11 protein-coding genes are annotated in these 15,159 nt (G+C 60.5%); 2 read left to right on the top strand and 9 right to left on the bottom strand.

The annotated features are described in order from the left end of the window. Positions 1-25 precede the first annotated feature (25 nt). Entirely contained in the window at positions 26-3,487 is a 3,462-nt protein-coding gene (gene mfd, locus ACYVDM_RS01600; RefSeq protein ID WP_415793135.1) for a transcription-repair coupling factor, read from the top strand. Positions 3,488-3,510: 23 nt separating this feature from the next. Further along, positions 3,511-4,368 (top strand): phosphoserine phosphatase SerB, encoded by an 858-nt coding sequence (serB, locus tag ACYVDM_RS01605; RefSeq protein WP_415793134.1) that lies wholly within the window; start codon positions 3,511-3,513, stop codon positions 4,366-4,368. Between the two features lie 472 nt (positions 4,369-4,840). Here serB and ACYVDM_RS01610 read toward each other — a convergent pair whose 3' ends face one another. From ACYVDM_RS01610 to nuoG, 9 genes are all read right to left on the bottom strand, one after another. Next, positions 4,841-5,167, bottom strand: coding sequence for a DUF2818 family protein (locus tag ACYVDM_RS01610; protein WP_415793133.1), 327 nt, complete (start codon positions 5,165-5,167; stop codon positions 4,841-4,843). Between the two features lie 65 nt (positions 5,168-5,232). Next, complete coding sequence (gene nuoN, locus ACYVDM_RS01615) at positions 5,233-6,717, bottom strand: NADH-quinone oxidoreductase subunit NuoN (protein ID WP_415793132.1); 1,485 nt, start codon at positions 6,715-6,717, stop codon at positions 5,233-5,235. Positions 6,718-6,726: 9 nt separating this feature from the next. Next, positions 6,727-8,229, bottom strand: coding sequence for an NADH-quinone oxidoreductase subunit M (locus ACYVDM_RS01620; protein ID WP_415793131.1), 1,503 nt, complete (start codon positions 8,227-8,229; stop codon positions 6,727-6,729). Next, a complete protein-coding gene (gene nuoL / locus ACYVDM_RS01625; protein ID WP_415793130.1) occupies positions 8,226-10,259 on the bottom strand; it encodes an NADH-quinone oxidoreductase subunit L in 2,034 nt (677 codons plus the stop codon). The genes ACYVDM_RS01620 and nuoL overlap by 4 nt, the downstream gene beginning before the upstream one ends. 17 nt (positions 10,260-10,276) lie before the next feature. Beyond that, positions 10,277-10,585, bottom strand: coding sequence for an NADH-quinone oxidoreductase subunit NuoK (gene nuoK / locus ACYVDM_RS01630; RefSeq protein ID WP_012248610.1), 309 nt, complete (start codon positions 10,583-10,585; stop codon positions 10,277-10,279). Continuing rightward, on the bottom strand, positions 10,582-11,229 hold the full coding sequence (locus tag ACYVDM_RS01635) for an NADH-quinone oxidoreductase subunit J (RefSeq protein ID WP_415793129.1): 648 nt from the start codon (positions 11,227-11,229) through the stop codon (positions 10,582-10,584). The genes nuoK and ACYVDM_RS01635 overlap by 4 nt, the downstream gene beginning before the upstream one ends. Before the next feature lie 17 nt (positions 11,230-11,246). Beyond that, positions 11,247-11,735 (bottom strand): NADH-quinone oxidoreductase subunit NuoI, encoded by a 489-nt coding sequence (gene nuoI / locus ACYVDM_RS01640; protein ID WP_415793128.1) that lies wholly within the window; start codon positions 11,733-11,735, stop codon positions 11,247-11,249. A gap of 21 nt (positions 11,736-11,756) precedes the next feature. Next, positions 11,757-12,830, bottom strand: coding sequence for an NADH-quinone oxidoreductase subunit NuoH (gene nuoH / locus ACYVDM_RS01645; protein ID WP_415793127.1), 1,074 nt, complete (start codon positions 12,828-12,830; stop codon positions 11,757-11,759). Position 12,831: 1 nt separating this feature from the next. Continuing rightward, positions 12,832-15,159 (bottom strand): NADH-quinone oxidoreductase subunit NuoG, encoded by a 2,328-nt coding sequence (gene nuoG / locus ACYVDM_RS01650; protein WP_415793126.1) that lies wholly within the window; start codon positions 15,157-15,159, stop codon positions 12,832-12,834.

Genomic DNA, 15,159 nt, shown 5'->3' on the forward strand with positions numbered 1-15,159 from the left:
GAGAGATTTTATAATCTTTGGCCTAATGCCTGATTCCTCTCTCACTCAAGCGGCCTCGCGGACCCCCGCCACTGCCGCCACACTGTCCGCCCTCAAACCCGGCGCCCGCTATGCGCAGCCACGTCCGCCGGGTTCGGCCGACGCCTGGTTACTCGCGGATCTGGCCCGACAAAGCGCGCGGCCGTTAATCGTTCTCACGGCCGCTCCGCTCGAAGCGCAGCGGCTCGCCGACGAAATTCCACCATTCGCGCCCGAACTCCGTGTACGGCAACTCCCCGACTGGGAAACACTGCCCTACGACGCGTTCTCGCCACACCAGGACCTCGTATCGGAACGCCTGCATACCTTGCACGCGCTGATGCAAGAGGCCGTAGACATCTTGCTCGTCCCCGTGACGACAGCCCTCTATCGCCTGGCGCCGCCGGCATTCCTGGCCGCCTATACGTTTTCCTTCAAACAAAAAGACAAGCTCGACGAAGCCGCCTTGCGCGCTCAATTGACGCTGGCCAACTACAGCCACGTCACACAGGTCACGGCGCCGGGCGAGTTTTGCATACGAGGCGGGTTGATCGACTTGTTTCCCATGGGGTCCGCGGTACCTTATCGCCTGGACCTATTTGACGACGAAATCGAATCCATCCGCGCCTTTGACGTCGACACACAACGCAGCCTGTATCCAGTACGCGACGTACAACTGCTGCCCGGCCGCGAATTCCCCATGGACGAGGAAGCCAGAAATCGCTTTCGGGCACGCTTTCGCGAGGAATTCGAAGGCGACCCGTCGCGCGCCCTGCCCTATAAAGACATCGGCAACGGTATCGCCTTTGCCGGCATCGAGTATTACCTGCCGCTGTTCTTTGACGAGACCGCGACACTATTCGACTATGTCTCGCCCGATGCCATCACTGTCACGTTGGGCGACATCGAAGACGCGATCCAGCACTTCAACCAGGACACCCAGAGCCGCTATACCTTTCTGAAAAGCGATCGCGAACGCCCGGTATTGCCTCCCGCCGCGCTATTTCTGGATAGCGAAGGCCTGCACGCGCGATTCAAGACATTTCCTCGCCTGGTCCTGACAGATGGCGCACCGCATCCCGACTTTTCCATTGCGCCCGATGTCAGCGTCAGCCGACGCGCCGAAGACCCGATCGCCCGCCTGCGGGCATTGTTAGCGCGCGGCGAATCACGCGTATTGCTGTGTGCGGACTCGGCGGGCCGCCGCGAAACTTTGGCGCAAATGCTGACGGAATTCGGACTGCCCCCCGACGCGCAACCCGATTCTGTCCAAGAGTTTCTCGCCAACCAGGCCACGTTCTCGCTCACCGCCGCCCCACTGTCGTCGGGCTTCGGAATCCCCTCGGCCGAACTGCTCTTCCTGACCGAAAGCGATCTGTATCCCGGCAATGCGGGAATCAGCCGACGCGGCCGGCGCAATCAGGAACGCGCCAGCAACGTCGAAGCCATGGTACGCGACCTGTCCGAGCTGCGCGCCGGCGATCCCGTCGTGCATGCACAGCATGGCATTGGGCGTTATCACGGTCTCATCAACATGAACATGGGCGACGGCGAGATGGAGTTCCTGCATCTCGAGTACGCCAATGGCAGCACCCTGTACGTGCCCGTGTCTCAATTGCACGTCATTGCTCGCTACAGTGGCGCCGACCCCGAAGCCGCGCCGCTGCATCAGTTGGGATCCGGCCAATGGGACAAGGCACGCCGCAAGGCCGCCCGCCAAGTGCGCGACACCGCCGCCGAATTGCTGGCGTTGTATGCCCAGCGGGCCGCACGCGAAGGCTATACCTTCAATCTGCCCCTCAACGACTACGAGGCCTTTACCGAAGGCTTTGGCTTTGAAGAAACGGCGGACCAAGCCGCTGCGATTCAGGCCGTCATCAGCGACATGACCTCCGGCCGCCCCATGGATCGCCTGGTGTGTGGCGATGTCGGCTTCGGCAAAACCGAAGTCGCCCTGCGTGCCGCCTTTTTGGCCGTGGCCAATGGCAAACAAGTGGCGCTGCTCTGCCCCACCACGCTGCTGGCCGAACAACACGCTCATACCTTTTCGGATCGTTTTGCCGACTGGCCCGTGCGCGTCGTGGAGCTCTCGCGGTTTCGCTCCTCCAAAGAGGTCACTGAGGCCGTCCAAGGCATTAACGATGGCCGCGTCGATATCGTGATCGGCACGCACAAAATTCTCTCGAAAGACGTGAATTTCAAGCGTCTGGGTCTGGTCATCATTGATGAAGAGCACCGCTTTGGCGTGCGCCAAAAAGAAGCCCTCAAAGCCCTGCGCGCCGAAGTCGACGTGTTGACGCTGACGGCCACGCCGATCCCCCGTACGCTGGGCATGTCCTTGGAAGGCATCCGCGACTTCTCCGTCATCGCCACCGCCCCGCAAAAGCGGTTGGCCATCAAGACCTTTGTCCGGCGCGAAGACGGCAGCACCATCCGTGAAGCCTTGCTGCGCGAACTCAAACGCGGTGGCCAAGCTTATTTTCTGCATAACGAGGTCGAGACCATCCACAATCGCCGTGCGCGCCTGGAAGAGCTCGTCCCCGAGGCACGCATCGCGGTCGCGCACGGTCAAATGCCCGAGCGCGAACTCGAACAGGTCATGAAAGGCTTTTATCAGCAGCGCTTTAATGTGCTGCTGTGCACCACCATCATCGAGACCGGCATCGATGTGCCCACGGCCAACACCATCGTCATCCATCGTGCCGATCGTTTTGGGCTGGCCCAATTGCACCAGCTACGCGGCCGTGTCGGTCGCTCTCACCACCAAGCCTACGCCTACCTGCTGACGCCCGGCGAGGACGCCATCACCTCCAATGCCAAAAAGCGGCTGGAAGCCATTCAGGCTATGGAAGAACTCGGCTCCGGGTTTTATCTGGCCATGCATGACCTGGAAATTCGCGGCACCGGTGAAGTCCTGGGTGAATCCCAGTCCGGCAACATCCACGAAATCGGCTTCTCGATGTACAACGAGATGCTCAACGAAGCCGTACGCGCCCTCAAAGCCGGCGAAGAACCCGATCTGGATGCCCCCTTCAACCTCGCCTGCGAAGTCAATCTGCACGCTCCGGCCCTACTGCCGTCCGACTACTGCCCGGACGTACACGCGCGCCTGGCGATCTACAAACGCCTGTCCCACGCCGAGGACGAGGATGATCTCATCCGCATCCAGGAGGAACTCATCGACCGTTTTGGCAAGCTGCCGGAGGCCGCACAGGTACTCCTGACCACGCATCGGCTGCGACTGGCGGCACAACCGCTTGGCGTCATCAAGATCGATGCCAGCGAAAATCAGGCCTTGCTGCAATTTGGGCCCAAAACCACGGTTGATCCCGCGCGTATCATCGAGCTGGTACAAAAGCAGCGTCACATTAAATTGGCAGGCCAGGACAAACTACGTATCGAGTTCACTGTCGTCAAAATTTCCACCCGCGCCGACGCAGTGCGGGCCGTGCTTCGCTCACTGAAATAGTCAACATCGCCCCCCTCTCTGCCATGTCCACCACTCATCTCGTCATTCAATCCCCGGCGCTCAGCGCCGCCCAGGTCGAACAGCTAGCCGCCCTGGCACAAGCCCAAGGCGTTGTGCACCTGAGCGCCACGGCCTCTCGCTTGCTCAACGTCGTCCAAGACGCAGACACTCACGCGCAAGTCACTGCCTGGGGCGAACAACACGGCGTCGACACCGCCTTTGTCCCCGCAGGCGTGCGCCTGTCGCAATGCAAGGTACTGGCCATGGACATGGACTCCACCTTGATCAACATCGAATGCATCGACGAAATCGCAGGCGTGGCCGGCGTCAAACCCAAGGTCGCCGAAATCACCGAAGCCGCCATGCGGGGCGAGATCAAAGATTTCTCGGAAAGCCTGCGCCGCCGCGTCGCCCTCCTGCAGGGCACTCCCGCCTCGGCCCTGGAACAAGTCTACGCAGACAAACTACGCCTGAATCCCGGCGCAGAACAGTTAATCTCCACCGCCCAAGCCGCAGGCATCAAAGTCCTGCTCGTCTCCGGCGGCTTCACCTTCTTTACCGAACGCCTGGGCCAACGCCTCAACCTCGACAGCGCTCACGCCAACACGCTTGAAATCCAGGACGGCAAACTCACGGGCAAAGTCCTCGGCAACATCCTCGACGCCGATGCCAAGCTCATGCACCTACGCGCCTTCGCCCAAACCCACGGCGCCACCCCCGACCAAATCATTGCCCTGGGCGACGGTGCCAACGACCTCAAAATGCTGGGCTTCGCCCGCTACGCCGTGGCGTATCGCGCCAAACCCATCGTCCGCGAGCAAACGCCATACGCACTCAACGTCGCAGGCCTGGACGCCGTCCTCAACTGGTTCGAAGGCTGATTTCTGCTGTCGTAGTTTTTTTGCTGCGAAAGATCTTTTTCTGCAGCAGTCGTCATACTTGCTGACCCAGGCAATCGCCACGCTGACGACCGAAGGTCGTTTGCTGGCGTAGGTCATCGCAATTGACGCGTCCCTGCAGCGTGCCTGTGCGTGGGGCCAGCCTAATCACCTCGGCTCGGCCCAACCAGGGGCCTCGGTCCCGCTACGCGGGACTGCCCGAGGTTCAAAAGGCTGGCCCCACGCACAGGCACGCCGCAGGGACTCACAATGGTGAAATGTCTTGGATCCAGGCGCGCGATAAATGCATTCACGACATGCAGACAACGCGAACTGGGGGTCTGTGTGTAATGGCCACGCCGGCCTTTTGAAAAACGGGTAGCTCCGCGCAGCGGAGCCGAGGCCCCTGGTTGGGCCGAGCCGTTTTGATTAGGCCGGCGTGGCCATTACACACAGACCCTCAGCGCCTTAGTACTCATGACCCCCGCAATGCAGGATGCCGCTTAAACAGATACCGGTAGACGAATCCTGGGTAGGCCAGGACGAGGTACAGACTAAAGGTAATAGCGTAAAACTCCCAACCTTGGACAAACGGATTACCCAAGGCGGCTTCGAAGGCGAAGCCCAGTGCGATAACCAAGGCGTAGTACAGCAGGAGTTCTACGAGGCGCAGCCAGAACGGCTTTGCAACGCTGCCCCGTTTCCAGGGCACGACCGTCAGCACACGTTCGGTCAGGAAAGGGAGATTCGCGCTGACCAGTGCCAGAGCGATTAACAGCCAAACGGCCAAGGTTTGGTTCATGACCTGGCCCCGACTGTGTTTGACTGTATCACTACGCGATTCCGTGTGCTGATGGGACGTAGGTCTTAGAGACCTAGCGACGTTTGAATAGCATGCACGCACAGCGCCATCAGGCCACCCGGCAAGATGCCCAGGACCAAGATGAGTGCGCCATTGACCGACAACACGCCGTGGTGGCTGCTGGGTGCCGTGATCTTGCCTGCGTCGGCGGCGGGTTCGTCGAAGTAGACGACTTTGACGACGCGCAGGTAGTAGAAGGCACCAATCAGCGAGAACATCACGGCGACGACGGCCAGCCATACGTAGCCGGCCTCGATCAGGACTTGCAGCACGGCGAGCTTGGCATAGAAACCGACCATCGGCGGAATGCCGGTGAGCGAGAACATCAACAGCAACAGCAGTGCGGCGTGCCATGGACTGCGGCGGTTCAGACCCTTGAGATCATCGATCTGTTCGCACTCGAAACCCTGGCGCGACAGCAGCAGGACCATGCCAAAGGTGCCCAGCGTCGTCAGCACGTAGATCAGCATGTAGAACAACGATGCGCCGTAGGCATTGACCGAGGCGTCCGGGTTGCCGGCGACGGCGCCGGACATCAGGCCCAGCAGGACGAAGCCCACGTGCGAGATCGTGGAGTACGCCAGCATGCGTTTGAAGTTGGTCTGGGCGATGGCGGTCAGGTTGCCGATGGCCAAGGACAGGATCGCCAGGATCATCAACATGGGCTGCCAGTCGGCGGCCAACGCGTGCAGGCCTTCGACAAGCAGGCGCAGCGTGATCGCAAAGGCGGCCAGTTTCGGCGCAGCGCCCAGGATCAGGGTCACGGCGGTGGGCGAGCCTTGATAGACATCGGGCACCCACATATGGAACGGCACGGCGCCCAGCTTGAATGCCAGGCCGGCGACCAGGAACACAATGCCGAACACCAGCGCCATGTTTTCGTGCTGACCCGCCGCGATGACCTTGGAAATCTCGACGATGTCCAACTGACCGGTGGCGCCGTACACCATGGACATGCCATACAGCAGGAAGCCGGAGGCCAACGCGCCGAGCACGAAGTACTTCATGGCGGCCTCGGTGGCGACGACGTCATCGCGACGCAGGGCGATCAGGGCATAGAGGGCCAGGGACATGAGTTCCAGGCCCAGGTATACGCTGATCAGATTGCCGGCGGAGATCATGACCATTTGGCCCAACAAGGCCATCAGCGTCAGAACGTAGAGCTCGCCGCCGCGCAGCATGTCACGCTCTTGCGCGTAGATACGGCCGTAGATCAGCGTCACGGCGACGGCGATATAGGACGCGACCTTGAGCAGGTGCGAGAGGTTGTCGGCGACGTACAAGCCGTTGAACGTGCGGCCTACGGTGCCGCTATTCCATTGCAGCAGCGATACGACGGTCACCACACCCAAGGCCAGCAGCGCGAGCACAAACGTGGGCTTGCGCGAGGGATGTGTGCTGACGGCATCGATCAGCAAGATTGCCAGACCGAATACCAGCAACAGAATCTCGGGCGTAGCCAGTGCGAAATCAATGTGAGATTGCATCATGAGTCAGTCTTACAGTTTCGAGATGGCAACGTGTTGCAGCAGGGCCTCGACCGAAGCATGCATAACGTCGGTGAAGGGCTTGGGATAGATCCCCATGTACAGCACGGCGATTGCCATCACGCCAAGAATCAGGAACTCGCGGCGGTTGATATCAGTGAGTTCGCGCACGTGGTTATTGGTGATTTCACCGAAGGCCACGCGCTTGACCATCCACAGCGAGTACGAAGCGCCCAGGATCAGTGCTGTCGCGGCGAGCAGGCCGATCCAGAAGCTGTGTTCGACCGCACCCATGATGACCATGAATTCGCCCACGAAACCACTGGTGGCGGGCAAGCCGCTGTTGGCCATGGAGAACAGAACGAAGAAGGTCACAAAGCGCGGCATGACGTTGATGACGCCACCGTAGTCGGCAATACGTCGCGAGTGCATGCGATCGTACAAGACGCCGATACACATGAACATGGCGCCCGACACGAAACCGTGCGAGATCATTTGCACGATGGCGCCTTCGACGCCGGCCGTGTTGAAGATGAAAAAGCCCAGCGTCACGAAGCCCATGTGGGCCACCGATGAATAGGCGACCAGCTTTTTCATGTCGTCTTGCACGATGGCGACGAGGCCGATGTAGATCACGGCAATCAGCGACAACGCGATCATCATGCCCGCCAGGCTATGCGAGGCATCCGGGGCGATCGGCAGCGAAAAACGCAGGAAGCCGTAAGCACCGAGCTTGAGCATGATGGCCGCCAGCACGATCGAACCACCCGTGGGCGCCTCGACGTGGGCATCCGGCAGCCAGGTATGCACCGGCCACATCGGCACCTTGACCGCGAAGGCCGCCAGCAAGGCCACGAAAATCAGGATCTGCGGCGTTTGGCCCAGCTTGACTTGGTGCCAGGTCAGGATGTCGAACGAACCGCCCGAGGCATTCCACAGATAGACGAACGCCACCAGTGTCAACAGCGATCCCATCAGGGTGTACAAGAAGAACTTGAACGCGGCGTAGACCCGGTTGGGTCCGCCCCACACCCCGACGATGATGTACATCGGGATCAGCGTGGCCTCGAAGAACACATAGAACAGCATGCCATCGAGCGCGACGAACACGCCGACCATCAACCCGGAGAGGATGAGGAAGGCGGCCATGTACTGCGCCACGCGACTGGTGATGACCTCCCAGCCCGCCAGCACCACGATGATGGTGATGAAAGCGGTCAGCAGGACGAACCACAACGAGATACCGTCGATACCCAGGTGGTAGTTGACGTTGAAGGCTTCGATCCAGGAGGCTTTTTCGACGAACTGCATGGCAGCGGTCGAAGAGTCAAACCCGGTGTACAGCGGAATCGTGACCAGAAAGCCGGCGATCGCGCCGACCAGCGACAAGCCGCGTGTCAGTCCGAGGCGGTCGTCGCGGCCCACGGCCAGCACCAGCAAGCCGAATACGATCGGTACGAAAATCGCAAGCGTTAGCCAGGGAAAAGTGTTGGTTGCCATGTCGCTTGCCGTCATTGGGGAATCAGCACAAAGAAAGTAATCAGCGCCATGATGCCGATGATCATCGCGAACGCGTAGTGATAGATGTAGCCGGACTGCAGGTGACGACTGATCGTGGCCACCCAGCCCACCAGGCGAGCGCTACCGTTGACGAGCACACCATCGATCAGGCCGCGGTCACCGCGTTGCCACAAGCCGTGGCCCAGGCAGCGCGCGCCGCGTGCAATGATCTGCTCGTTGACCCAGTCGACGAAGTACTTGTTCTCGAGCACTTTGTTGACGCCCGACAGGCTGGATTTGATGGCGGCAGGCACCTTGGGATTGATCAGGTAGCAGTACCAGGAGATGACGGCGCCGGCCACGACCAGCCAGAACGGCACGGTCTGGAAGGCATGCAGGCCGAAAGCCACCCAACCATGCCATTCTTCTTTCAATTCGTGCATGGCCGGATGTTGCGGCAGGACCTTGATCACGCCATCGAAGAAGCTGCCGAACAGCATCGGATCGACGACCCAGGCACCGATCACGACCGACGGGATGGCCAGCAGCACCAGGGGCAGCGTCACGACCCACGGCGACTCGTGCGGCTTGCCGCCATGGTGGCCATGGTCGTCGTGGCCGTGAGCGTCATGTGCATGGTCATCATGACCATGGCCGTGGCCATCGCTGGTATCGAAGCGTTCTTTGCCATGGAAGACCAGGAAATACACGCGGAACGAATATAGCGAAGTCACGAACACGCCGATCAACGTCGCATAGTAGCCAAACGAAGCACCCCATACACCGGCGGCGCCAGCCGCTTCGATGATGTGTTCTTTGGAGTAGAAGCCCGAGAAAAACGGCGTGCCGACCAGGGCCAGCGTGCCCAGCAGGAACGTGATCCAGGTAATGGGCATGTACTTGCGCAGACCACCCATGTTGCGGATGTCCTGGTCGTGATGCATGCCGATAATGACGGAACCCGCCCCGAGGAACAACAGCGCCTTGAAAAACGCGTGCGTCATCAGGTGGAAGATCGCGACCGAGTAGGCCGATGCGCCCAGCGCCACCGTCATGTAGCCCAGCTGCGACAGCGTGGAATATGCCACTACGCGCTTGATATCGTTCTGAATGATGCCAAGGATGCCCAGAAACAACGCGCCGATGGCGCCAATGATGATGATGAACGACAACGCGGTGTCTGACAGTTCAAACAGCGGCGAGAAACGCGCCACCATGAAGATACCGGCCGTCACCATGGTCGCCGCGTGGATCAACGCCGAGATCGGGGTGGGACCTTCCATGGAATCGGGCAGCCAGGCATGCAGCGGCACCTGGGCTGATTTACCCATCGCACCGATAAACAGGCAGATACATGCCACCGTCAGCAGCATCCAGTCCGTACCCGGCAGGGTTTCGCCGGCCAGCCGATCGGCTTGGGCAAAGACGTCGCCGTAGTGCATGGAGCCGACATAGGCAAACAGCAGACCGATACCCAGCACAAAACCGAAGTCACCGACCCGGTTGATCAGAAAGGCCTTCATGTTGGCAAAAATCGCCGTGGGACGGGTGTACCAGAAACCAATCAGCAGGTACGACACCAACCCCACTGCTTCCCAGCCGAAGAACAGCTGAACCATGTTGTTGGACATGACCAGCATCAGCATCGAGAACGTGAACAGCGAGATGTACGCAAAGAAACGTTGATAGCCGGGGTCATCCGCCATGTAGCCGATGGTGTAGATGTGCACCATCAGCGACACCGACGTGACCACGACCATCATCATGGCCGACAGCGAATCGATCAGGAAGCCGATCTCGAGTTTGGTGTCGCCGATCAGGCTCCAGGTATAAACCGAGCCATCGTAGGTGTGGCCATTGAGCACATCGAGCAAAACGATGACCGACCCGACCGTGGAGATCAGAACCCCCAGGATGGTAATGACGTGGGAGGCCCGGCGACCGATCGGCCGACCGAGGAACCCGGTGCCGAACAGCCCGGCAAGGATCGCGCCGGCCAGCGGAGCCAGCGCGATCAGCAAGTACAGATTGGGTGAGCTAGACATTTTTTTCCAATACCCCGTCAGCCCTTCAGGCGATCGAGTTCGTCAACGTTGATCGTGTTCAGGTTGCGGAACAGCAGCACCAAAATCGCCAGTCCGATGGCGGCCTCAGCAGCGGCTACCGTCAGGATGAAGAACACGAACACCTGGCCGGCGGTATCGCCAAACCAGCTGGAAAACGCCACGAAGTTCATGTTGACCGCCAGGAGCACCAGCTCGATGGACATCAACAAAATGATCAAATTGCGGCGGTTCAGAAAAATGCCGAAGATACCGATGGCGAACAGGATCGCCCCGAGCACCAGGTAATGAGCCAGCGTCAACGTCATTGTTTTTCTCCTTGGGCGTCGCCGTTCGGCGCGGCAATGCCGCCTTGAGCGCGAGTGCTTTGTGACGGCATGCTGACCAAGCGGACACGGTCTTTGGCGCGCACGCGAACGGCGGCAGCGGGATCGTTGTACTTGGCATCGCGACGGCTGCGCAGCGTCAGGGCGATGGCAGCGACCATACCGACCAGCAGCAACGCGGCACCGACTTCTACGGCATACACGTATTCGGTGTACATGGCTTCACCCAGCGCGCGGGCGTTGTTGAAGTCACCGGCGACCGGGGCTTGCGGGCCCGCGCCGTGCCACGTAGTGGCCAGCACAAAGGACATTTCGAGCACCAGCACGAGGCCGATGATCAGGCCCAGCGGCAGATAGGTCTTGAGCCCGCGGCGCATGGAGTCGATACGGATATCGAGCATCATGACGACAAACAGGAACAACACCATTACGGCGCCGACATACACGAGCACCAGCAAGAGCGCCAGGAATTCGGCGCCAAGCAACATCCAAAGCATGGCGGCATTTGCGAACGCCAGAATCAAGTGCAGGACGGCCGTAACCGGGCTACGGGCCGTAATGACCCGGAACGCCGCGATCACGAGGACCGTGGCCAGTATGTAGAACAGTACAGTAGTAAAAGTCATGAGTCAGACCTTGGGCGTCAACGGTATGGCGCGTCTTCGGCCCGGCGGCGGGCGATTTCGGCTTCGTAGCGGTCGCCGACGGCGAGCAGCATGTCTTTGGTGAAGTAAAGGTCGCCGCGCTTTTCACCGTGGTATTCGTGGATATGGGTTTCCACGATAGAGTCCACGGGGCAGCTTTCTTCACAGAAACCGCAGAAAATGCACTTGGTCAGATCGATGTCGTAACGCGTCGTACGGCGGGTGCCGTCTTCGCGCAGATCCGATTCGATCGTGATGGCCAGGGCGGGACATACGGCTTCGCATAGTTTGCAAGCGATGCAGCGCTCTTCCCCATTGGGATAGCGACGCAACGCGTGCAACCCTCGGAAACGCGCCGACGTCGGCGTCTTTTCCATCGGGTAGCGCAAGGTGACTTTGCGTTTGAAAAAATACTTGCCCGTCAGGCGCATGCCCTTGAGCAACTCGGTCAGCATCAAACTGCCGAAAAAATCTTTGATCGCTTCCATTTCCTGCCTCAGCTTGACGTACTAGCGCCAAATGTTCCAGGGCGTCTGCATCCAGATCGCCACCACCACCAGCCAAACGCCGGTCAGCGGAATGAAAATTTTCCAGCCCAATCGCATGATCTGGTCGTAGCGGTAGCGCGGGAACGACGCCCGGAACCACACAAACAGCGACACCACGCAGAAGGTCTTGATACCCAGCCAAACCCACCCCGGAATCCAGGTCAGCGGCGCGATATCGATCGGCGACGTCCACCCTCCCAGGAACATGATCGCCGCCAAGCATGACAACAGAATCATGTTGGCGTATTCGCCCAGGAAGAACAGCGCGAACGCCATCCCCGAGTACTCGACCATGTGACCAGCGACGATTTCGGATTCGCCTTCGACCACGTCAAAAGGGTGACGGTTGGTTTCCGCGACAGCCGAAATCACGTAGATCACGAACAACGGCAACAACGGTAGCCAGTTCCAGGACAGGAACGTCAATCCCTTGTCGGCAAACCAGCCTCGCGTCTGCACCAGCACGATCTCGGACATATTCAGACTGCCCGAGACGAGCAGGACCGTGACCAGCACGAAACCGATCGCCAACTCGTACGACAGCATTTGGGCCGATGCACGCAAGGCACCCAGGAAGGCGTACTTGGAGTTTGAGGCCCAACCCGCCACGATCACGCCATAGACGCCGACGGAGGTGATCGCCATAACGTAGAGCAGGCCCGCGTTGACATTGGCAAGCACCACATCCGGGCCAAAAGGTATTACGGCCCAGGCAGCCAGTGCCGGCATCAGCGTGACGACGGGCGCCACCACGAACAGGATCTTGTTGGCCTGCGTGGGCACCACGACTTCTTTGGTGAGCAACTTGAAGACGTCGGCAAAAGGTTGCAGCAGCCCCCTGAAACCGACGCGGGTCGGTCCCAGACGCGCGTGCATCGCCCCAATCATCTTGCGTTCCCAGTACGTGAGGTAAGCCACGCACAAAATAATGGGGACTGCGATGATGACGATTTTGATGATGGTCCAGACAACCAACCAGACCGTCGGACCCAGCAAAGCCTGCCCGTGGCTTTCAAGAACATTGAGCCATTCCATGTCAGGCACGCTCCACACTGATTTCACCGAATGCGCCGCCCAGGGCAGCGGTTTGTTCGAAGGCCGCCGAAATGCGGACCGAGCGATCGGCCACCGCGTCATCCTGCACGGTTTCGAGTTCGACCGAACCGGTCGCGCCCGCCACCCGGACCTTGACGCCCGCGGCCAAATTCAGCCCGGCCAGCGTCGCACCATTCATCCGTGCCGTGGGTGCCTGTGACGCCGGCGTGTCTTGCAGGGGCCACGAGCGACGCACGATGGCATCAGTACGATAAATGGGCACGTCAGTGACGCGCTCCAGCGTCGTACCGGCTTGGCCCAAGCCACGTGAGGCCTTGATTTCGTTGGACAAACGGCTTTCGATCCCGCCGGCCAGCGCGGTATCGCGCACGGATTCGGAGGTCTCGTCGTCGAACCCTTGCAGTTGGAGGACATTGCCCAGCACGCGCAAGACTTTCCAGGCGGGACGGGTCTGACCCAACGGGGTAACCGTGCCCTTGAAGCTCTGCGGTAAACCTTGCGCATTGACAAAGGTGCCGGAGGTTTCAGTGAACGGCGACACCGGCAACATCACGTCGGCCCAATCTTGAGCCGCCGAGGCATACGGCGTCAGCGCAACGGCGAACTCGGCGCCACGCAGTGCCGCCACGGCCTGCGGACCGTTGTCGGCGTCCAGCGACGGCTCGGCGTGCAGCACGATGTAGGCCTTGAGCGGCTCGGCCAGCATGGCAGCAGCGGTTTTGCCACCCTGCCCCGGCACGGCGCCAGCCAGATAGCCGCCTACCGTATTGCCACCAGCCGTGAGGAAACCAAAACGCGCACCGGTCAGATCGGCCACACCGCGCGCATTCGCGGCCAGCAAGGAAGCTTGCGGCGAGGCGACGGCCATGTTGCCCATCAGCACGGCGGCGTTGCTGCCCGACGCCAGGCTGGCGGCGATAAGCTTGGCGTTTTCGTCCGGCGTCACATTCGCGAACTCGGCCGGAACGGCTTGCTCTTTGGCCTGGGCCAGCGCCACGGCGACTTGGGCCAGAGCCAACGGCAAGCCGGACGGCGCGACCGTCATGCGCGCGGTCACGGGCATCAACGGATCGTCGGCAGCGCTGTCGACCAGCAGAATCTGCGTGCCGCGCTTGGCCGCCTGACGCAGGCGTTGTGCCATCAGCGGGTGATCTTTACGCAGGAACGAACCCACCACCAGCACGCGATCCAGCGTGTCGAGGTCTGCCACCGGCATGCCCAACCACGGTGCGCCGGACAATGCGGCGTCAAAGCCCGCATCCGTTTGACGCAGACGGAAATCGATATTCTCGGAACCCAGGGCACGCGCCAGGCGGCCCAGCAGCGCAAATTCTTCGGTGGTGGCGTACTCGGCAGCCAAGGCGCCGATCTGGCCCGCGCCGTGGCTCTCGCGTACACGGGACAAGCCCTGCGCCACGGCCTGCAACGCGTCGGCCCAGGAGACCTCTTGCCATTGGCCGTCGGCACCCTTGACCATCGGTGCGGTCAAACGATCCTGGCTGTTGAGGCCCTCGTAGGAAAAGCGATCGCGATCGCTAATCCAGCATTCGTTGATCGCTTCGTCTTCGAAGGGCACGACGCGCATGGCGCGTTCGCCCTTGACCTGCACGACGAGATTGGCGCCCAGGCTGTCATGCGGGCTGACCGTGCGACGACGCGCCAATTCCCAAGTCCGGGCGGTATAGCGGAACGGCTTGGAGGTCAACGCCCCGACGGGACAGAGATCGATCATGTTGCCCGACAGTTCGGACTCGACCGAGCGACCCACAAAGGTCGTGATCTCGGAGTGCTCGCCACGACCGAGCATGCCGAGCTCCATGACGCCGGCGATTTCCTGGCCGAAACGCACGCAACGCGTGCAGTGAATGCACCGCGCCATTTCTTCGGCCGACACCAGCGGGCCGAGATCCTTGTGAAAGACCACACGCTTTTCTTCGCGATAGCGCGAGGCCGAGCCACCATAGCCCACGGCCAGATCTTGCAGCTGACATTCGCCGCCCTGATCGCAAATCGGGCAATCAAGCGGGTGATTGATCAGCAGGAATTCCATGACCGACTGCTGGGCGGCCTTGGCTTTTTCCGAGCAAGTATGCACCACCATGCCATTGGTCGCCGGAGTGGCGCAGGCGGGCAGCGCTTTGGGCGCTTTTTCCACTTCAACCAGGCACATGCGGCAATTAGCCGCGATGGACAGTTTCTTGTGGTAGCAGAAATGGGGCACATACAAGCCAATCTTTTGGGCAGCGTGCATCACCATGCTGCCCTCGGGGACTTCGACCTGATTGCCGTCGACGGTTAATTCAACCAT

It is taken from the genome of Bordetella tumulicola, from assembly GCF_054779135.1.